17 protein-coding genes are annotated in these 19,059 nt (G+C 67.2%); 2 read left to right on the forward strand and 15 right to left on the reverse strand.

All coding sequences use genetic code 11. The annotated features are described in order from the left end of the window. Positions 1-119 precede the first annotated feature (119 nt). The gene (locus tag L1081_RS16355; RefSeq protein ID WP_489413114.1) at positions 120-1,115 is read right to left on the reverse strand and encodes a LysR substrate-binding domain-containing protein; all 996 of its coding nucleotides are present in this window, start codon (positions 1,113-1,115) and stop codon (positions 120-122) included. A gap of 61 nt (positions 1,116-1,176) precedes the next feature. Here L1081_RS16355 and L1081_RS16360 point away from each other — a divergent pair, with 61 nt between their 5' ends. Then, positions 1,177-2,619, forward strand: coding sequence for an amidase (locus L1081_RS16360; protein WP_489413115.1), 1,443 nt, complete (start codon positions 1,177-1,179; stop codon positions 2,617-2,619). A 108-nt stretch (positions 2,620-2,727) separates the two neighbouring features. Here L1081_RS16360 and L1081_RS16365 read toward each other — a convergent pair whose 3' ends face one another. Then, complete coding sequence (locus L1081_RS16365; protein WP_489413116.1) at positions 2,728-3,666, reverse strand: NAD(P)-dependent oxidoreductase; 939 nt, start codon at positions 3,664-3,666, stop codon at positions 2,728-2,730. A gap of 41 nt (positions 3,667-3,707) precedes the next feature. After that, positions 3,708-5,585, reverse strand: coding sequence for an ABC transporter transmembrane domain-containing protein (locus L1081_RS16370; protein WP_489416799.1), 1,878 nt, complete (start codon positions 5,583-5,585; stop codon positions 3,708-3,710). Positions 5,586-5,627: 42 nt separating this feature from the next. Between L1081_RS16370 and L1081_RS16375 the strand changes: the two genes are divergently transcribed. Beyond that, a complete protein-coding gene (locus L1081_RS16375) occupies positions 5,628-6,053 on the forward strand; it encodes an acyl-CoA thioesterase (RefSeq protein WP_209502584.1) in 426 nt (141 codons plus the stop codon). A 6-nt stretch (positions 6,054-6,059) separates the two neighbouring features. Here L1081_RS16375 and L1081_RS16380 read toward each other — a convergent pair whose 3' ends face one another. From L1081_RS16380 to L1081_RS16435, 12 genes are all read right to left on the reverse strand, one after another. Beyond that, positions 6,060-7,166 carry an ABC transporter substrate-binding protein gene (locus L1081_RS16380; protein ID WP_489416800.1) on the reverse strand — a complete coding sequence of 369 codons (1,107 nt, stop codon included), beginning with the start codon at positions 7,164-7,166 and terminating at the stop codon, positions 6,060-6,062. A gap of 196 nt (positions 7,167-7,362) precedes the next feature. Further along, positions 7,363-8,127 carry an enoyl-CoA hydratase gene (locus L1081_RS16385; RefSeq protein ID WP_124959754.1) on the reverse strand — a complete coding sequence of 255 codons (765 nt, stop codon included), beginning with the start codon at positions 8,125-8,127 and terminating at the stop codon, positions 7,363-7,365. A 41-nt stretch (positions 8,128-8,168) separates the two neighbouring features. After that, positions 8,169-8,762, reverse strand: a complete 594-nt coding sequence (locus L1081_RS16390) for a DsbA family protein (protein WP_489413117.1) — start codon at positions 8,760-8,762, stop codon at positions 8,169-8,171. A gap of 351 nt (positions 8,763-9,113) precedes the next feature. Beyond that, positions 9,114-9,863 carry an SDR family NAD(P)-dependent oxidoreductase gene (locus L1081_RS16395; protein WP_489413118.1) on the reverse strand — a complete coding sequence of 250 codons (750 nt, stop codon included), beginning with the start codon at positions 9,861-9,863 and terminating at the stop codon, positions 9,114-9,116. A 6-nt stretch (positions 9,864-9,869) separates the two neighbouring features. Further along, positions 9,870-10,703, reverse strand: coding sequence for an acyl-CoA thioesterase domain-containing protein (locus tag L1081_RS16400; RefSeq protein ID WP_489413119.1), 834 nt, complete (start codon positions 10,701-10,703; stop codon positions 9,870-9,872). A gap of 32 nt (positions 10,704-10,735) precedes the next feature. Continuing rightward, positions 10,736-11,632 carry an alpha/beta fold hydrolase gene (locus L1081_RS16405; RefSeq protein WP_489413120.1) on the reverse strand — a complete coding sequence of 299 codons (897 nt, stop codon included), beginning with the start codon at positions 11,630-11,632 and terminating at the stop codon, positions 10,736-10,738. 164 nt (positions 11,633-11,796) lie between these two features. Beyond that, positions 11,797-12,999 (reverse strand): acetyl-CoA C-acyltransferase, encoded by a 1,203-nt coding sequence (locus L1081_RS16410; RefSeq protein ID WP_489413121.1) that lies wholly within the window; start codon positions 12,997-12,999, stop codon positions 11,797-11,799. Beyond that, on the reverse strand, positions 12,996-13,415 hold the full coding sequence (locus tag L1081_RS16415; protein WP_489413122.1) for a DUF559 domain-containing protein: 420 nt from the start codon (positions 13,413-13,415) through the stop codon (positions 12,996-12,998). Before L1081_RS16415 ends, L1081_RS16410 begins: the two co-directional genes overlap by 4 nt. Positions 13,416-13,478: 63 nt before the next feature. Next, positions 13,479-15,878 (reverse strand): 3-hydroxyacyl-CoA dehydrogenase NAD-binding domain-containing protein, encoded by a 2,400-nt coding sequence (locus tag L1081_RS16420; RefSeq protein ID WP_489413123.1) that lies wholly within the window; start codon positions 15,876-15,878, stop codon positions 13,479-13,481. Between the two features lie 121 nt (positions 15,879-15,999). Beyond that, positions 16,000-16,434, reverse strand: a complete 435-nt coding sequence (locus tag L1081_RS16425) for a DUF2147 domain-containing protein (protein WP_489413124.1) — start codon at positions 16,432-16,434, stop codon at positions 16,000-16,002. Between the two features lie 41 nt (positions 16,435-16,475). Then, on the reverse strand, positions 16,476-18,272 hold the full coding sequence (locus L1081_RS16430) for an acyl-CoA dehydrogenase C-terminal domain-containing protein (protein WP_489413125.1): 1,797 nt from the start codon (positions 18,270-18,272) through the stop codon (positions 16,476-16,478). 57 nt (positions 18,273-18,329) lie between these two features. Continuing rightward, a complete protein-coding gene (locus L1081_RS16435; protein WP_489413126.1) occupies positions 18,330-19,028 on the reverse strand; it encodes a TetR family transcriptional regulator C-terminal domain-containing protein in 699 nt (232 codons plus the stop codon). Positions 19,029-19,059 lie beyond the last annotated feature (31 nt).

Below are 19,059 nucleotides of genomic sequence, written 5' to 3' on the forward strand. Positions count from 1 at the left end.
GCCGCGACTGTAGTGGCCGCGGGTCTGCAGCGCCAATGCCGTTTGCGGGGGGGGCTTATGCGCTGCATTTATAGATTGTGCAGCGCACAAATTCCGCGCGTCAATCGATCGGGTGGCGGTCAGCGGCCCGGCGGCTGGGCACCGACCAGGTACGACCACAGCGCATCGGCCGTGCGCTTGGGCTGCAGGTTCTCGGAAGCAGCGGCAGCCTTTGCCGAGCGGCCGGTGCCGGTTTTCACGGGGGCCGCCGGCGTGCTCGGCCGCTCGCGGTAGGCGCGGATCTCCATCGTCGCCTCCAGGCTGTCGATCTCGGGCGGCAGCGCGCTCACGAGCTTGCGCGCCTTGATCTCCTTGCGCACCGCGCTCTGCGGCAGAAAGGCGATGCCGTGGCCTTCGAGCGCCATGACTTTCAGGCCTTCGGCCATGTCGGTTTCATAGACCCGGTCGAGGTGGATGGCGGTGCCCGACTCCTTCAGCAGCTGGTCGACCACGCGTCCCAGGTAGGCGCCGGGCGCGTAGCCCAGGTAGGGCAGCGGCTGGCCCGGCCGGCCGGGCAGCCGGAAACGCGGCGCGCCGTCGGCATCGGCCTTGACCCAGGGCGCCACGGTTTCCTCGCCCAGGCTGACCATCTCGTACTTGTTGGCGTCCAGCTGCAGCGGCTGGGAAGGATGGTGATAGGCGATCAGCAGGTCGCAGCTGCCCTCGACCAGGCGCAGCACGGCGTCGTGCACGTTGAGCGCGATGAGCCGGCTCTTGATGGGGCCGAAGTGCTCGCGCAGGCTGGTCACCCACGACGGAAAGAAAGTGAAGGCCAGCGTGTGCGGCACCGCGATCTCGATCACGTCCTGCCCGGCGGCCGAGTGGCCGCGCAGCATGGCGCGGGTGCTCTGCAGCGACTGCAGCATCTCGATGGCCTGGCTGTAGAGCGTCTGGCCCGCGGGCGTGAGGCGCGTGGGGTAGGAACTGCGGTCGACCAGGTCGGTGCCGGCCCAGCCTTCGAGCGCCTGGATGCGGCGCGAGAACGCGGGCTGGGTCACGTGCCTCAACTGGGCCGAGCGGCTGAAGCTGCGCGTTTCCGCCAAACTGATGAAGTCTTCGAGCCACTTTGTTTCCATACGCGGCGATTATGCGAGCGCCGCGCCATACTGGGTTCCCCCTCCTTTTCCCGCATTCGCCATGCCTTCAGCCGATCTGCTCGACTTGAGCGCCACCGAACTCTCGCGCCGCATCGCGGCCCGCAGCGTGTCCTGCCACGAGCTGATGCAGGCCTCGCTGGCCCGCATCGAGGCACTCAACCCGCGCTTCAACGCGATCGTCTCGCTGCGCGAATCCGAGGTGCTGCTGGCCGAAGCCCGCGAGCGCGATGCCGAACTGGCACGCGGCGAACGGCGCGGCTGGATGCATGGCTTTCCCTTGGCGGTGAAGGACCTGAGCCATGCGGCGGGCCTGCCCACATCCATGGGCTCGCCGCTTTCGCCGCGCTCGCCGGCGCGCACCGACAGCCTGCACGTCGCGCGCATGCGCGCGGCCGGCGCCATCGTGATCGGCAAGACCAACACGCCCGAATTCGGCCTGGGCTCGCACACCTACAACACGGTGTTCGGCATCACGCGCAACGCCCATGCGCCCGAACGCAGCGCCGGCGGCAGCAGCGGCGGCGCGGCCGTGGCGCTGGCCCTGGGCATGCTGCCGGTGGCCGACGGCAGCGACATGATGGGTTCGCTGCGCAACCCGGCCGCGTTCAACAATGTGATCGGCATGCGGCCCTCGCGCGGCCGCGTGCCCGGCGACCCCGAGCAGGAACTGTTCTTCCAGCAGCTGGGCACCGAAGGCCCGATGGGCCGCACGGTGGAAGACACCGCGCGGCTGCTCGCGGTGCAGGCGGGCTTCGATGCGCGCGTGCCGCTGTCGTCGCCGCACGCCCTGCCCTCGCCCGATGCCATCGCACTCGAGGGCGATGGAAAAGGCCAGCGCATCGGCTGGCTCGGCAGCCTCTGGCCCGAGCTGCCGCTCGCGCCCGGCATCCGCGAACTCGGGGAGCAGGCACTCGGCACCTTCCGCACCATCGGCTGCGAGGTCGAGCCGTGCACGCTCGACGTGCCGCGCGAACACAACTGGAGCGCCTGGCTGCGGCTGCGCCAGCTGCTGGTCGGCGGCAAGCTCGGTGCCTACCTGAGCGACCCTAAACTGTTCGCGCAGCTCAAGCCGGAAGCGCAGTGGGAAATCGAGCAGAGCCGGCACCTCGATGCGGCCTCGCTCTACCAGGCTTCGCTCTACCGCTCGAACGTGTACCGCGCGTTCCTCAGGCTGTTCGAGCGCTTCGATTTCGTGCTGGCGCCCACGGCGCAGGTGTTCCCCTTCGATGCTGAACTGCACTGGCCCGCCGAAGTGGCCGGTGTGCCGAGCGACACCTACCACCGGTGGATGGAGATCGTGACGCCGTTCACGCTGGCGGGCTTGCCGACGCTCAATGTGCGCGCAGGTTTCGGCGAAGGCGGCCTGCCGATGGGCCTGCAGCTGGCCGGGCCGATCCATGCGGACCTCGACGTGCTGCGGCTCGGGCATGCCTATGACCAGGCCTGCGGCTGGGGCTCTCATCGCCCCCCGGTATTGGCGTGACTCCCTCCCCTTCCGGGGGAGGGCAGGGGTGGGGGCAAGCGGCGCATCCATCGAGCGCCCTGCCTGCCCCCATCCCAATCTTCCCCCAGCGGGGGAAGGAGCAAGACCTCAGACCGGCGTCAACACACCGCGCCCCGCGAAGTGCCCTTCGGCATTCGCAAGAAAATGGTCGACCGACTTCTGCGTGGCCTCGGGCGACCAGCCCGCCATGTGCGGCGTCAGCAGCACGTTGTCGAGGCCGACGAGCGGTTCGGGCCGTTTCGGCTCGCTTTCGTATACATCGAGGCCGGCCCCGGCAATGCGGTTCTCGCGCAGTGCCGCGGCCAGCGCCTCGGTATCGACCACGCTGCCGCGACCGATGCTGACCAGGTAGCCCTGCGGCCCGAGCGCATCGAGCACTTCGGCATTGACCAGGTGCCTGGTCGCCGGCCCGCCCGGCGCGGCCAGCACCAGGAAGTCGGCCCAGGCGGCCAGTGATTTCAGGTCATCGAAGTAGCGGTGCGCTGCGCCTTCGCGCGGCTTGCGGTTGTGATAGCCGATCTCCATGTCGAACGCGGCCGCGCGCTTGGCGATCTTCTGGCCGATGGTGCCGAGCCCCAGGATGCCGAGCTTCTTGCCCGAGACGTTCGGCGGCTGCGGAATGGCTTCGCGCCACACGCCCTCGCGGCACAGCCGGTCGAGCTTGCGGAACTCACGCACGATGCCGATCAGGAGGCCGAAGGCATGGTCGGCCACGCAGTCGTCGTTGGTGCCCGCGCCGTTGGCGGTGGCGATGCCGCGCGCACGCGTCACTTCGAGCGGCACGCCTTCGTAGCCTGCGCCCATGCAGCAGACCAGCTCGAGCGCCGGCATGGCCGCAATTTCTTCGGGCGTGATGCCGATCACGCCGATGGTCAGCACCGCGCGGAATTTCTTTCCGTGCTCGGCAATGGCTGCGGCGCGCGCGGCGGGGTCGAAGGCATAGGTCATGTCGTAGACCTCGGCAATCTGGGCCTGGTGGGCGCTCGAGAGGCTGTTGAGCACCAGCAGGGGAATCTTGGTCGGCACGTCTGAACTCCTGGGTCGATTTGAAAAGATGAATGATCGGGCTACATCAGTGGCGTGGCTTCGCTCTTCTGCAAAGCCCACATCTGCGCATAGCGTCCCTGTTTGGCGAGCAACTCGGCATGCGTGCCGCGCTCGACGATCACGCCCGCTTCGAGCACCAGGATCTCGTGCGCGTCGACCACGGTCGACAGGCGGTGCGCGATCACCAGCGTGGTCTTGTCCTGCGCGGCGCTCCTGAGCTCCGACTGGATGGCGCGCTCGTTGGCCGAATCGAGCGCCGAGGTGGCCTCGTCGAAGATCACGATCGGCGGGTTCTTGAGCAGCGTGCGCGCAATGGCCACGCGCTGCTTCTCGCCGCCCGACAGCTTGAGGCCGCGCTCGCCCACGGTGGTTTCATAGCCCTTGGGCGTGGCGGCGATGAAGTCGTGGATGCGCGCGGCGCGCGCGGCGTTCTCCACCTCTTCGCGCGTGGCACCGGGGCGGCCGTAGGCGATGTTGTATTCGACCGTGTCGTTGAACAGCACCGTGTCCTGCGGCACGATGCCGATCGCGCGGCGCACGCTCGACTGCTGTACTTCGCGGATGTCCTCGCCGCCGATGGTGATGCGGCCCTGCTGCACGTCATAGAAGCGGTAGAGCAGCCGCGCGAGCGTGGACTTGCCCGAACCCGAGGGGCCGACCACGGCCACCGTCTTGCCGGCTGGAATCTCGAAGCTCACGTGCTTGAGGATGGGCCGGTCGGGCTCGTAGGCAAAGCTCACGTCCTCGAAGCGGATGGTGGAGTCGACGCCGCCGCCCTCACCCCTGCCCTCTCCCGGAAGGAGAGGGAGCAAAGACAGCGGCTGCGCGCCGGGTGCGTCGCGCACTTCGCGCTCCTTCTCCATCAGCACGAACATCTTGTCCAGGTCGGTCAGGCTCTGCTTGATCTCGCGGTAGATCACGCCCAGGAAGTTGAGCGGAATGTAGAGCTGGATCATGAAGGCGTTGACCATCACCAGGTCGCCCAGCGTCATGCGGCCTTCGACCACGCCCGAGGTGGCGCGCCAGAGCATCAGCACCAGGCTGGTCGCGATGATCAGCTGCTGGCCGATGTTGAGCATGCTCAGCGTGCGCTGGCTCTTGATGGCGGCCTTGCGGTAGCGGTCCAGGCTGGCGTCGTAGCGCTTGGCCTCGAACTCCTCGTTGTTGAAGTACTTGACGGTTTCGTAGTTCAGCAGCGAATCGACCGCGCGGCTCTGGGCCATGGAGTCGAGCTCGTTCATGGTCTTGCGGAACTGGGTGCGCCACTCGGTCACGGTGACCGTGAAGGTGATGTAGAGCACCAGCGCCGCGGCCGTGATCCAGACGAACAGCGAGTCGAACTTCACGCCCAGGATGGTGAGCACCAGCGCCAGCTCGATGAGGGTGGGCACGATGCTGTAGAGCGACATCGAGATGAGCGAATGCACGCCGCGCGTGCCGCGCTCGATGTCGCGCGTCATGCCTCCGGTCTGGCGCTCCAGGTGGAAGCGCAGGCTCAGCGAATGCAGGTGGCCGAACACCTCCAGCGCGATCTGCCGCGCCGTGCCCTCGGTGGCCTTGGCGAAGATCAGCTCGCGCAGCTCGCCGAAGAGCGCGGTCGAAAAGCGCAGCAGCCCGTAGGCCAGCAGGAGCCCGAGGGGCACGATCAGCAGCGCCTGCGCCATGTCCGGCTTGGGCGTCATCGTGTCGATCAGGTCCTTGAGCAGCACCGGCACGCCCACGTTGGCCACCTTGGCGCCCACCATGAAGCCGAGCGCGGCGATCACCCGCCATTTGTACTGCCAGAGATAGGGGAAAAGGCGGCGCAGCGTCGCCCAGTCGGAGCGGTCGCTGCGCGCCGGCGCGTGGCCGGTGGCGGTATGGGAGGGGGGAGGTAGGGCTTCGCCGCTGCGGCGCATGAGGGACAATCGTGGTTGCTTTGTTTGTTCCAGATTGTGCCCATGTCCGATATTTCCAGCACCGCCGCCGCCGCGACCCTCAAGAGCCTGCCCACCGACATGGAGCTGGTGCTCAAGGTCATTCCAATGCCGGCCGACGTCAATGCCAACGGCGACATCTTCGGCGGCTGGGTCATGGCGCAGTGCGACCTGGCCGGCTCGGTCATTCCGGCACGCTACGCCAGGGGGCGCATGGCCACCGTCGCGGTGAATGAATTCATCTTCAAGCAGCCGGTGCGGCTGGGCGACATCCTGTCCTTCTATTCGAAGCTGGTGCGCATCGGGCGCACCTCGATCACCGTCACGGTCGAGGTCTTCGCCGAACGCTTCAAGGCGCAGGGCGAATACGTCAAGGTGACGCAAGCCACCTTCACCTACGTGGCCATCGACGACAACGGCCGGCCCCGGCCGATCGAGCAGCAACCCTGAGCGCGCTCACAGCGCCGGGTCGCGCACCCGCTCGAAGCGTTCGAACTCGCGGTTGACCCAGCGCCCGCCGAGCCGCTCGGTGCGGCGGATGTAGACGGCCTGCACGATGTCCCGCGTGTGGGCGTCGATCTCGATCGGGCCGCGCGGGCTCTCGAGCTGGAGGCCCCGGAAAGCGTCCACCAGCCGTTCGCCGCCCAGGCCGCCGCGCGCGGCCGGCGAACTCATCGCGGCATCGGCCGCCGCGAGCGCATCGTGCGCCGCCACCGCGAAATAGCCGGGGCGCAGGTGGCTGCCGTACTCGGTCTCGAAGACACCGGTGAAGCGGCGGTTGGCCGCCGAATCGTGGGCAAACGAATAGTGATGGCTGGTCACCAGGCCCTCGGCCAGCTCGCCGATGCCCTGGAGGTAGTGGTCGTCGGTGGCATCGCCGGTCGCGAGCAGGCGGATGCCGGTGTCGGCCATGCCGCGGTCGCGCCAGAACTTGAGGAAGGTCGCGGGCATCTGGCCCGAAGGCAGGAAGAAGAACACCGCCTGCGGCCTGAGCTCACGCAGCCGCAGCATGTAGGCCGAATAGTCCAGCGTGTTGAGCGGCACGCGCAGCATCGCGCCGACGCGCCCGCCGCCGGCGGTGATGGCCGAGACGAAGGCGCTTTCGGCATCGACGCCCGAGGCGTAGTCGGCCACCACGGTGCAGACATCGCGCAACCCTTGCTGGACCGCCCAGCGCGCCAGCGGCATCGTGACCTGCGCAATGGTGAAGGACACCCGCACCGCAACCGGACAGCGCGCCGTGATGCCTGACGAGGCCGCATTCATCACCAGGAGGGGCACCTTGGCCTGCGTAGCCACGGCGCCGACGGCGTAGGCGTTGGAGCTGAAGTCCAGCCCCGCGAGCAGATCGACGCGCTCGCTTTCCACCAGGTCCTGCGCATGGCGGCGCGCCTGCTCGGGCGCGCTGCCGGGCACGTCGCGGCGCAGCAGTTCGACCGGGCGCCCCGCGATGCGCTGGTTGTGCGCAGCGAGCCAGACCGACATGCCGGCATCGAACTGGCGCCCGCCGGCGGCATAGGGGCCGGACCAGGAGCCGATGACGCCGATGCGCAGCGGCCGCATGCGGGCCAAGGCCAGCGAAGGCGCGGCCAGGGCGCCTGCGAGCAGGCCTAAAGTACGCCTGCGCGCCGCATTGATTGCTACTTTTTCAGTAGCACCATTCGCGCGCTGGGTGGGCGTTGCCGGCGATCGTGTCTCGAAAACTTGCACGGCAGAAGTGTACGCATGCGCCGTTTGCCGGCAAGCGTGAAAACGCGCCTCAGACCTTAGAGAAATCGGGCTTGCGCTTCTCCATGAAGGCGCCGAAAGCTTCGCGCGCTGCGGGTTCGCGCAGCATGCGGCCGAAGCTCGCGCCTTCTTCGTCCATGCGTTCGAGCACGGCCGGCATCTGCGCCTTCTTCAGCAGGCGCTTGGTCTCGACCAGCGCGCTCAGCGGCTTGGCCGCGAGCTTGCGGGCCTGCACCTGCGCGATGGCATTGGCTTCGGTGGGCGGCACGATGCGATTGACCAGGCCCACTTCGAGCGCCGCCTCGGCCATGAAGGGTTCGCCCAGCAGCAGTGCCTCGGCCGCGCGGTGGTAGCCCAGCATCTGCGGCACCAGCAGGCTCGACGCCGCCTCGGGGCACAGGCCCAGGTTCACGAAAGGCATCGAGAACGCCGCGTTGTCGCCGGCGTAGACCAGGTCGCAGTGGAACAGCATCGTGGTGCCGATGCCCACGGCCGGGCCGCAGACCGCAGCCACGATGGGCTTGGGAAAGGCCGCGATGCCGCGCAGGAAGCGGAACACCGGCGAGTCCTTGCCGGCGGGCGGCGCGTTGAGGAAGTCGCCGATGTCGTTGCCTGCGCTGAAGATGGTGGGGTCGCCCTGGATCAGCACGCAGCGCACGGCCGCATCGCCTTCGGCCGCGGCCAGTGCATCGGCGAGTTCGCCGTACATGCTGCTGGTGATGGAGTTCTTCTTGTCGACGCGGTTGAAGGTGAGGGTCATCACACCGGCTTCGGTGTGGACGAGGATGTCGCTCATGGGAATGGTCCTTGGATAAAACGGTTTTGATGGCGGCGCGATCAGGCGTCGAGCGCTTCGCGCACGAAATCCAGGCGGTCCTGGCCCCAGAACATCTGATCGCCGACGAACATGGTGGGCGCGCCGAACACGCCACGCGCCACCGCTTCCTGCGTGACGGCCTTCAGGCGGTCCTTCACCTCCTGCGTGCCGGCCAGCGCGAGCAAGGCGGTGGCATCGAAGCCCGCATTCTGCAAGACGGCGGCCACGGTGGCCGGGTCGTTCATGTTCTTCGGCTCGACCCACATCGCATGGAAGACGGCATCGACATACGCGCCGAAGCGTGCCGGCTCCTTCATCTGGAGGCCGGTCGCACCGCGCATCAGCAGCAGCGTGTTGATGGGAAAGTGCGGGTTGTGCACGAAGGGCACGCCGTAGCGTTTGGCAAAGCGCTGCAGGTCGATGGTCATGTACGGCGCCTTGGGCACGACCTCGGCCGGCGAGCGGTTGCCGGTGGCCTGGAACACGCCGCCCAGCAGCATGGGCTTCCAGACCAGTTCGGCGCCGGTGTCGGCGCAGACGTGGGGCAGCTGCGTGGCGGCGAGGTAGGCGGCGGGGCTGCCGAAGTCGAAATAGAACTCGACGGTCTTTGTCATTGGGGTCTCCTTATGGGGTGCTCTTGTTCTTGGCGCTGTTGTTCGGGGGCGCTGTTGTTCAGGGCGCGTGCACAGGACACCGGGTACTCCCCTCCGCGAATGTCCCCCGGCCTGCGGCCTCCTCCTTGATTTCGCTGCGGGGAGCACCCGATGCCCTGTGCACCTGGGCACGCTGCTATTGATCTTGCGATCAACAACCGCTCTGAACAACGAACACGTCGATGGGGTGCCTTGCGCAGCGAAATAAAGGAGGAGCCGAAGGCGGGGGACATTCGCTTCGCCGCGTACCCCGTCGGCGTGATCGCGCCCCGAACGACATCCAATCGATGAATCGAAGCGCCCGAAATCATCTCAGAACTTCTCCGACCAAGGCCGCAGATCGAGCTCATGCGTCCAGGCGTCGCGCGGCTGCGAGTGCAGCATCCAGTAGCTGTCGGCGATGTGCTCGGGGTTCAGGATACCGTCGCTTTCCTTCAGCGCATAGCGCTCGGGAAAATTGCTGCGGATGAACTCGGTGTCGATGGCGCCGTCGACCACCACGTGCGCCACATGGATGCCCTGCGGCCCGAGTTCGCGTGCCATCGACTGCGCCAGCGCACGCAGCGCCATCTTCGCGCCCGAGAAGGCGCCGAAATTCGCAGCGCCGCGCAGCGATGCCGTGGCGCCCGTAAAGATAATCGTGCCGCGATGCCCGCTCTTCGGCATCTCGCGCGCCACCATGCGCCTGGCCACCTCGCGCCCGTTGAGAAAGCCCGAGAAGCAGGCCATCTCCCACACCTTGAAGTACTTGCGCGCGGTCTCGCTCAGGATGCTCTCGGGCACATTGGCGCCGATGTTGAACACCATCACCTCGATCGGCCCGATCGTCGATTCGATCTGCTCGACGAGCGCGACCACTTCTTCTTCCTTGCGCGCATCGCAGGCAAAGGCGTGGGCACGGCCGCCCGCGGCCTCGATCTGCGCGACCAGCGGCTGCAGCTTGTCGAGGCTGCGGCGCGTGACGCAGGTGGCATAGCCCTCGCGCGCGAAGCGGCGGGCGATGGCGCCGCCGGTGGCGTCGCCGGCGCCGACGATGAGTGCGGTCTTTTGCATGGAAGTCATCGATCGCTATTCTTTGTAGTAGACGATCTGGTTCGAAGTGGCGAGCAGCACGCCCTGCTCGCTCCACAGATGCGCCTTCTGGTCGAAGAAGCCGTTGAAGAACTGCTGCCCCGCCGCGCGGCCCAGCAGGTAGCCCGTGCCAACCTCGGCCAACTGCGCCGGCCCGGCGTGGAAATACGTGGTGATCGACACCGTGCCGGCCGGCACATGCCTGGCGCGCCGCAGCCAGACGCGTGGATAGAACACGTCGCTCATCGCGGCCAGCGAGGCAAAGTCGAGCGGCCGCGCCTGCGCGTCGCGCAGCCAGAGCCGACTCTCGCTGTGATGCAGGCTCTCGTCCCACTTCGCGGGAATGCTGCCGCTGAACAGGCGCATTTCGTACTGGTCGAGCCAGGCCACGCCGGCCGGGCCGACGCTCAGGCGCTCGACCGTCTCGGGCCTGGGCGCCTCGGGCATCGGCATGTCGCTCTGGCCCCAGGTCTCGCGGCGCGCGGCCGTCACCACGGTGGCAGTGGTGGTCATGTTCGGCGCGCCGCCTGCGCCAGGCTGCGTGATCTGCACGGTCCAGTGCTGGGTCGAGCGGTTGGTGCGCACCGCGATGGCCTGCACGTCGAATGCGCCGGCCTCCAGCGCGGCCGCAAAGTTGACGGTCAGCGCGATCGGCGTACCCAGCACATCCGGATGCTGCATCACCGACTGCAGCGCAATGGCCGCGGTGGCGCCGCCGAATGGGCCGACCATGTTCCAGTAGTCCGGGCTCGTGGCACCGGTGAAGTGGCCCGCGCGGATGTCGCTGTGCTGCAGGGCCAGGGCCTTGTCGAAGGGGTGTTGCGTGCTCATGATGATTTGCAGTGTGCCTCCGGTGGATGGCGTCACGCAGTCGTGTGCGGGACGCCGGCTTGCTGCACTGCGGTAAGCGCGGCCAGCCGGTGCAGCTTGTCGACCATGCTCGGCCACAGGCTCTGGCTGAACTGTTCGCGGAAGAAGCCGAAGTGCCCGATGCGCCGTGCCTGCACGTCGGCCGGCGCAATGCGCTCCATGGCGCGCGGCGCGCCGGCATAGAAGCTCAGCAGGCTTTCGGTGCCGGCGAGCGTCATGAGTTCGTCGTCGGTGATGGAAAGCGCGAGCACCGGGAAGCGCACGCGCCCGTAGCTCTGCAGCGCCAGCTCGCCTTCGGCGCCCACGCTGTAGCGCGGGTGGAGACACCAGCGCCGCCACTGCAGGATCACGCCGCGCGGCAGGTCGCCCACCTTCTTGAGCCGGCGGCCCGGAAAGTAGCCGCACAGCCGCGTGGCCAGCGGCACGAGCACGAACCAGAAGTAGAGGATGCTGCGCTTGAGCTTCGGCGCGTTCTCGCGCCAGTACCCGCTGCCGGCCGCAATGCTGACGAGGCCGTCCACCTGCTCGGGCCGTTGCAGGAAACCCGGCAGCTGTGCGCCCAGGCTGTGGCCGAGGAGGTAGAGCGGCTGCTCGGGCAACGCGGCCTTGGCGGCATCGATCACCGCTTCGTAGTCGCGCGCCCAGTCGAACAGGTCGGCCTCGAAGCCGCGCAGCGAGGCGCCGTTGCGCGAATCGCCCGAGCCGCGGTAGTCGAAGGTCCAGACGCGCAGGCCCTGCTGCGCGAGCCACTGCGCGAAGGGTTCGTAGAACGACTGGCGCACGCCCATCGCACCGCCGATGACGATGCTGGCGCGGGCTGCACCGGCGGGCTCGTAGCGGCGTGCGGCCACTTGCACGCCGTTGTCGACCGGGATCTGCTGCGTCTGCATGAAGTTGTCTCCTTCGTTTTCTTGAACCATCGACCGCAATCTTGCCGGCGTAGCGAGCGGAATGAGATGCAAGGCGCGGGTGGCGGGAAACCGGAGCGACCTTCAAGGTCGTGAGGATTTCCCGACGGGCCCCGCAACGCCGCAGATCGCCCGCGCAGTAGCCGCTAGACCCGTTCGAAAATTCCCGCGGCGCCCTGTCCCATCCCCACGCACATCGTGACCATGCCGTACTTCAGGTTCTCGCGGCGCAGCGCATGCACCACCGTGGCCGCGCGGATCGCGCCCGTCGCTCCGAGCGGATGGCCGAGCGCAATGGCGCCGCCCATCGGGTTGACCTTGCTCGGGTCGAGCCCCAGCGTGTTGATCACCGCGAGCGACTGCGCGGCGAAGGCCTCGTTGAGCTCGAACCAGTCGATGTCCTCGTGCTTGAGGCCGGCGTAGCGCAGTGCGGCCGGAATGGCTTCGATCGGGCCGATGCCCATGATGTGCGGCGGCACGCCCTTGCTCGCAAAGCTCACGAAGCGCGCGAGCGGCGTGAGGCCGTACTGCTTCACGGCCTTCTCGCTCGCGAGGATCAGCGCGCCCGCGCCGTCGGAGGTCTGCGAGCTGTTGCCCGCCGTCACGGTGCCGCGCGCGGCGAACACGGTGCGCAGCTTGGCCAGGCCTTCGAGGCTGGTGTCGGGGCGCGCGCCTTCGTCGAGGTTGACGGTGCGGGTCTTGGCGATCGATTCGCCGGTCTCGAGATCGGGCGTGCGGTCGGTCACATCGATGGGCGTGATCTCGTCCGTGAACTTGCCGGCCTTCTGCGCGGCCAGCGCCTTCTGGTGCGAGGCGAGCGCGAACTCGTCCTGCGCCTCGCGGCTCACCTTCCACTGCTGCGCGACCTTCTCGGCCGTGAGGCCCATGCCGTAGGCAATGCCCACGTCGCCTTCGCGCTCGAAAATGGAAGGCGACAGCGACGGCGAGTTGCCCATCATCGGCACCATGCTCATGCTCTCGACGCCCGCCGCGATCATCACGTCGGCCTCGCCCACGCGGATGCGGTCCGCGGCCATCTGCACGGCCGACAGGCCCGATGCGCAGAAGCGGTTCACGGTGATGCCGCCGATGCTGGTCGGCAGGCCCGCGAGCACCGCGCCGATGCGCGCGACGTTCAGGCCCTGCTGCGATTCGGGAATCGCGCAGCCGCAGATGATGTCCTCGATGGCCTTGGGGTCGAGGCCCGGCACGGCGGCCAACGCTGCCTTCAGAGTGGTCGCGAGCAGGTCGTCGGGCCGGTAGTTGCGGAAGTAGCCGCGGTGCGACTTGCCGATGGGGGTGCGGGTGGCGGAGACGATGTAGGCGTCTTGGACTTGTTTGCTGCTCATGAAGAAGCTCCTGGATTTTCTTGCTCCTTCCCCCTCCGGGGGAAGGCCGGGATGGGGGCCGGCGGCATCAACTCGGCAAGCCGATTGGCGATAGCCTGGCGAACCCCATCAAGATTGGTGAACGGATCGTTCGATGCAAAGCGCAGCACATCGAAACCCTGCGCGCGGAAGAATGCGTCACGCCGCGCGTCGTAGCCTTGCTGCACCTGATGCTGTGATCCGTCGAGTTCGACGATCAGCTTGGGTGCAAAGCACGCGAAATCCGCGACGTAATTGCCCAGCGGATGCTGGCGCCGAAGTTTCATACCCAGCTGCTCAGCGCGCAGTCCGCCCCAGAGCTTTCGCTCCGAATCGGTCATCTCGCGGCGAAGCACCTGCGCGTTTGCGCGTGCGTTGGGCGTGGACTGGTTTCGCATCGTGCTTGGTTGGAGGTCTCCCCCATCCCTGCCTTCCCCCGGAGGGGGAAGGAGAAATGCAGGTCAGTTGCGCACCGGCTTCCCCGTGCTCAGCATCCCCATGATCCGCTCCTGCGTCTTCGGATGCACGATGAGCGAGCAGAACGCCTTACGTTCCAGCGCCATCAGGTATTCCTCGGTCACGAGCGAGCCTGCGTCCACGTCGCCGCCGGTCACCACGTTGGCGATCAGGCTCGCGATGTGGAAGTCGTGCGCGCTGATGAAGCCGCCGTCGCGCATGTTCACGAGCTGGCCCTTGATCGTCGCGGCGCCGCTGCGGCCCGCCACGCGGAAGGTGCGGCGCAAAGGCGGGCGGTAGCCGGCGTCGGCCATCGCCTTGGCCTGCTGCAGCGCCACGTAGAGCAGCTCGTCCTTGTTCGGCACGATGATGTCGCTGTCGAGCAGGTAGCCCAGCTTCTTCGAATCGAGCGCGCCGGTGCCCACCTTGGCCATCGCGGCGGCGGTGAAGCCTTCGGTCAGGAACGGCAGCAGGTCGGTGCCCGTCGAGGCCGATGCGTTCTCGGCCGCGCGGCGCGCAATGTAGGTCAGGCCGCCCGCGCCGGGGATCAGGCCCACACCGACTTCGACCAGGCCGATGTAGCTCTCCATCGCCGCCACGCGCTTCGACGAATACACGGCCAGCTCGCAGCCGCCGCCCAGCGCCATGCCGCGCACGGCCGAGACCACCGGCACGCTCGCGTAGCGGATCTTGAGCATCACGTTCTGCAGCTCTTCCTCCGCGCCTTCGACCGCGCCGATGCCCGCGACCACGAAGGCCGGCAGCATGGCCTGCAGGTCGGCGCCGACCGAGAACACCTCGTCGGGCGACCAGATCACCAGGCCCTTGTATTCAGCCTCGGCCAGGTCGACCGCGGCGCCCAGCGCCTCGGCCACGTCGGGGCTGATCGCGTGCATCTTCGAATGGATGCTGGCGATCAGCACTTCGCCATCGAGCGTCCACACGCGCACATCGCCTTCGTCGCTGACGGTGGTGCCGGCCGTGTTGGCATCGGCCGCGTTCGCGCCGAGCACGCTTTCGGGGAACAGCTGCCGCTCATGCACCGGCAGCCTGCGCTGTGGCACGAAGGTGTTCTGCGAGGCGCTCCACGAGCCTTCGGGCGTGTGCACGCCGCCGGCCTGAGCGACCGGGCCTTCGAACACCCACTTGGGCAGCGGTGCGCTGCTCAGTGCCTTGCCCGCGTCGATGTCTTCCTGTACCCACTTGGCGACCTGCGCCCAACCGGCTTCCTGCCAGAGCTCGAACGGGCCCTGCTTCATGCCGAAGCCCCAGCGCATCGCAAAGTCGATGTCGCGCGCGCTCTCGGCGATGTCGGCCAGATGCACTGCGGCGTAGTGGAACCCGTCGCGCAGGATGGCCCAGAGGAACTGCCCCTGCGGCCCTTCGCTCTCGCGCAGGAGCTTCAGGCGCTCGCCCGCGGGCTTCTTCAGCATTCGGCCATACACCTCGTCGGCCTTGGCGCCGGCGGGCACGTACTCGCCGCTCTGGAGGTCGAAGCGCAGGATGTCGCGGCCCACCTTCTTGAAGAAGCCGGCCTTGGTCTTCTGGCCGAGGTTGCCGAGTTCGAGCAGCTTCGCGAGCACCGGCGGCGTCGAGAAGTTGGCGTAGAACGGGTCGGTCTCTGCATTCAGGTTGTCCTGCAGCGTCTTCACGACGTGCGCCATGGTGTCCAGGCCCACCACGTCGGCGGTGCGGAAGGTGCCAGAGCTCGCGCGGCCCAGCTTCTTGCCCGTGAGGTCGTCCACGACGTCGGGCGTGAGGCCGAACTTCTCGACTTCTTTCAGCGTGGCCAGCATGCCGGCGATGCCGACGCGGTTGGCAATGAAGTTGGGCGTGTCGTGCGCGCGCACCACGCCCTTGCCGAGCGTGCTGGTGACAAAGGCCTCGAGATCGTCGAGCACCTGCGGCTCGGTGGTGGGCGTGTTGATCAGCTCCACCAGGAACATGTAGCGCGGCGGGTTGAAGAAGTGAATGCCGCAGAAGCGCGGCTTCAGCGCTTCAGGCAGCGCCTCGCTGAGCTTGGTGATCGACAGACCCGAGGTGTTCGAGGCCAGGATCGAATGCTTGGCGACGTGCGGCGCGATCTTCCTGTACAGGTCGAGCTTCCAGTCCATGCGCTCGGCAATGGCTTCGATGACGAGATCGCACTCGCCGAGCTTGGCGAGGTCGTCTTCATAGTTGGCCTGCTCGATGAGCACCGCATCGGCCACGTCGCCGAGCGGCGCGGGCTTGAGCTTCTTGAGGTTGTCGATGGCGCGCGAGACGATGCCGTTCTTCGGGCCTTCCTTGGCGGCCAGGTCGAACAGCACGACAGGCACGCGCACGTTGACGAGGTGGGCCGCGATCTGCGCGCCCATCACGCCGGCGCCGAGCACGGCGACTTTCTTCACTTGGAATCGGGACATAACTGGGCTTTGAAGTGTTGTGTTAGTTCGGGGAACACCGTGGAACCGGCTTTGCCGGGCCACTGGTGTTGCCCCCTTGAGGGGGAGGCGGCTACACGAAGTGAGCAGCTACGGGGGTGGGTCAAGGAATACGGTTCCAGGTTTGGGTGCGCCAGAAGGGGCCCAGGTAGCCGCGCACTTCCAGCTTCTTGCCGCCGTCGATCGGCGTGAAGCTCGCGCGGTATTCCTTGCCGTTCTCGGGGTCGAGGATCTTTCCGCCTTCCCAGACGTCCTTGCCCTCGGCCTTCCTGCCGCCGCGGATGATGTCGAGCCCGGTGATGGGCTTGCCCTTGCGGTCGTCGCTGCATTCATCGCAGATCGCGTCGGGCTTGGCGTCCTTCTTCAGCGACTTCTCGATGCGGCCGATGAGGGCGCCGTTGGTTTCACCGATGCGGATCTCGGCCTTGGCCTCGCCGGTCTTGTCGTCGACGTTGCGCCACAGCCCCACGGGCGTGGTCTGGGCCGCGGCCACGGCGGAGGTGGCGGCAAGAACGATGGCTGCAAGCGTCGATTTCATGAACGGCTTCCGGTTGGACGATGAGAAGAAAGGCCGAAGCCTCAGGCCAGCGCCGCGTCGGTGTCCATCAGCACCTTGCTGCCGGCGCGTGCGGTGCGCATCAGCGTCGCGGTCTCGGGGAACAGCTTGGCGAAGTAGAAGCGCGCGGTCTGCAGCTTGGCGACATAGAACGGATCGGTGTTGCCTGCGGCGATCTGACGCAGCGCGACCTGCGCCATGCGCGCGAACAGGTAGCCGAACACGAAGTGGCCGGCCACGCGCAGGTAGTCGACCGCGGCGGCGCCCACTTCGTCCGGGTTCTGGAAGCCCTTGAACCCGATCTCGGTCGTGAACTTGGTGAGCTGGTCGCCCAGGCCCGCGATCGGGTTGATGAACTCGGCCATCTTCTCGTTCACGCCCTCTTCTTCCACCAGCTTCGCAACCAGCTTGCCGAACTTCTTGAGCGACGCGCCGTTGTTGCCCAGTACCTTGCGGCCCAGGAGGTCGAGCGACTGGATGGTGTTGGTGCCCTCGTAGATCATGTTGATGCGGTTGTCCCGCACGAACTGCTCCATGCCCCATTCCTTGATGAAGCCATGGCCGCCGAACACCTGCATGCAGGCGTTGGTCGCGATGTGGCCGTTGTCGGTGATGAAGGCCTTGACGATGGGCGTGAGCAGCGCCACCAGTTCGCCCGAATCCTTGCGCACCTTCTCGTCCGGGTGGTGGTGCTCCTTGTCGAGCAGCATCGTGCAGAAGATCTGCAGCGCGCGGCCGCCTTCGGCATAGGCCTTGGCCGTGAGCAGCATCTTGCGCACGTCGGGGTGCACGATGATCGGATCGGCTTCCTTGTCCTTGGCCTTCACGCCCGAGAGCGAGCGCATCTGGGTGCGGTCCTTCGCGTAGGCCAGTGCATTCTGGTAAGCCACTTCGGTCAGGCCGAGCGACTGGTTGCCCACGCCCAGGCGCGCGGCGTTCATCATCACGAACATGGCCTGCAGGCCCTTGTTGGGCTCGCCCACCAGCGAACCGGTGGCGCCCTCGATCACGATCTGCGCGGTGGCGTTGCCGTGGATGCCCATCTTGTGCTCGAGGCCGGCGCAGAAGATCGGGTTGCGCTCGCCGAGCGAGCCGTCGGCCTTGACCTTGTACTTGGGCACCACGAACAGGCTGATGCCCTTGCTGCCCTTGGGCGCGTCGGGCAGGCGGGCCAGCACCAGGTGAATGATGTTGTCCGCCATGTCGTGTTCGCCGGCCGAGATGAAGATCTTGCTGCCGGTGATGCGGTACGTGCCGTCGGCCTGCGGTTCGGCCTTGGTGCGCAGGAGGCCCAGGTCGGTGCCGCAGTGCGGCTCGGTCAGGCACATGGTGCCGGTCCATTCGCCGCTGGTGAGCTTGGGCAGGTAGGTCTTCTTCTGCTCCTCGGTCCCGTGCGCCACCAGCGCTTCGTAGGCGCCGTGCGAGAGACCCGGGTACATGGTCCAGGCCTGGTTGGCGCTGTTGAGCATCTCGAACAGGCACTGGTTCACCACGAAGGGCAGCCCCTGCCCGCCGAAGGCCGGGTCGCACGACAGCGCGGGCCAGCCGCCTTCGACGTACCTGGCGTAGGCGTCCTTGAAGCCCTTGGGCGTCTTCACTTCGTGCGTGGTCTTGTCGAGCGTGCAGCCCTCTTCGTCGCCGCTGATGTTGAGCGGGAACGTGACTTCGGCCGCGAACTTGCCGGCCTCTTCGATCACCGCGTTGATGGTGTCGGCATCGGTCTCGGCGTGGGCCGGAAGCGCCTTGAGTTCGTCGGCGACGTTGAGCACTTCGTGCAGCACGAACTGCATGTCGCGTACGGGTGGGTTGTAGCTGGGCATCCGGGACTCTCCTGGTCGAAAACTGAAAGGGAAAAAGAAAAGCGAAAAAGGGGCCGCTCAGCGCACCGGCTTGAGCCGGCGGGAGGCGGCGGGCTTGGCCGACGCCGCGGCTTCGGCGGGGGGTGCATCGAGCGTGGCGCTGCGCGCAAGGATGTTGTCGAAGCCGACATTCGCGCGGCCGATGGAGCCCGGCACCTGCAGGAAGCGCGCTTCGTAGTGAAGCGCGAGGATCAGGCCGTGGATCTCGAAGGCCAACTGCCGCTCGTCGGCGTCGGCGCGCAAATGGCCTTCGCTCTTGGCCTGAACGATCGCGCGCAGCACGGCCGCCTGCCAGATGCTGACCGACTCCACCAGCGCATCGCGCACCGGGCCGGGACGGTCGTCGAATTCGGAAGCGCCGCTGATGTAGATGCAGCCCGAGTCGATCTCCGCCGAGGTGCGCTTCATCCAGTTGGCGAACATGGCGCGCAGGCGCGGCAGGCCGCGCGGCGCCTCGAGCGCGGGAAAGAACACTTCCTGCTCGAAACGTGCGTGATACTCGCGCACCACGGAAATCTGCAGCTCCTCGCGCGAGCCAAAATGGGCGAACACGCCCGACTTGCTCATCTTGGTGAGTTCGGCCACCGCGCCGATCGACAGGCCCTCGAGCCCGATCTGCGCCGCCAGCGCCAGCGCGGCGTCGACGATGACGGCCTTGGTCTGCTGGCCCTTCTGGGCAGCGCGGACCGGCTTGGCGGGAACGGCATTGACAGACATCGTGGAAGCTCCGGAATAAAACGAACGGTCG

It is taken from the genome of Variovorax sp. MSC1_012, assembly GCF_023667525.1.
Classification (GTDB): Bacteria; Pseudomonadota; Gammaproteobacteria; order Burkholderiales; family Burkholderiaceae_C; genus Variovorax; species Variovorax beijingensis_B.

Bases quoted from the DNA above. Each gene is read 5' to 3' on its own strand.
- L1081_RS16355 (WP_489413114.1), bottom strand. From the start codon at position 1,115: ATGGAAACAAAGTGGCTCGAAGACTTCATCAGTTTGGCGGAAACGCGC.
- L1081_RS16360 (WP_489413115.1), top strand. From the start codon at position 1,177: ATGCCTTCAGCCGATCTGCTCGACTTGAGCGCCACCGAACTCTCGCGC.
- L1081_RS16370 (WP_489416799.1), bottom strand. From the start codon at position 5,585: ATGCGCCGCAGCGGCGAAGCCCTACCTCCCCCCTCCCATACCGCCACC.
- L1081_RS16375 (WP_209502584.1), top strand. From the start codon at position 5,628: ATGTCCGATATTTCCAGCACCGCCGCCGCCGCGACCCTCAAGAGCCTG.
- L1081_RS16380 (WP_489416800.1), bottom strand. From the start codon at position 7,166: ATGCGGCCGCTGCGCATCGGCGTCATCGGCTCCTGGTCCGGCCCCTAT.
- L1081_RS16385 (WP_124959754.1), bottom strand. From the start codon at position 8,127: ATGAGCGACATCCTCGTCCACACCGAAGCCGGTGTGATGACCCTCACC.
- L1081_RS16390 (WP_489413117.1), bottom strand. From the start codon at position 8,762: ATGACAAAGACCGTCGAGTTCTATTTCGACTTCGGCAGCCCCGCCGCC.
- L1081_RS16395 (WP_489413118.1), bottom strand. From the start codon at position 9,863: ATGACTTCCATGCAAAAGACCGCACTCATCGTCGGCGCCGGCGACGCC.
- L1081_RS16400 (WP_489413119.1), bottom strand. From the start codon at position 10,703: ATGAGCACGCAACACCCCTTCGACAAGGCCCTGGCCCTGCAGCACAGC.
- L1081_RS16405 (WP_489413120.1), bottom strand. From the start codon at position 11,632: ATGCAGACGCAGCAGATCCCGGTCGACAACGGCGTGCAAGTGGCCGCA.
- L1081_RS16410 (WP_489413121.1), bottom strand. From the start codon at position 12,999: ATGAGCAGCAAACAAGTCCAAGACGCCTACATCGTCTCCGCCACCCGC.
- L1081_RS16415 (WP_489413122.1), bottom strand. From the start codon at position 13,415: ATGCGAAACCAGTCCACGCCCAACGCACGCGCAAACGCGCAGGTGCTT.
- L1081_RS16420 (WP_489413123.1), bottom strand. From the start codon at position 15,878: ATGTCCCGATTCCAAGTGAAGAAAGTCGCCGTGCTCGGCGCCGGCGTG.
- L1081_RS16425 (WP_489413124.1), bottom strand. From the start codon at position 16,434: ATGAAATCGACGCTTGCAGCCATCGTTCTTGCCGCCACCTCCGCCGTG.
- L1081_RS16430 (WP_489413125.1), bottom strand. From the start codon at position 18,272: ATGCCCAGCTACAACCCACCCGTACGCGACATGCAGTTCGTGCTGCAC.
- L1081_RS16435 (WP_489413126.1), bottom strand. From the start codon at position 19,028: ATGTCTGTCAATGCCGTTCCCGCCAAGCCGGTCCGCGCTGCCCAGAAG.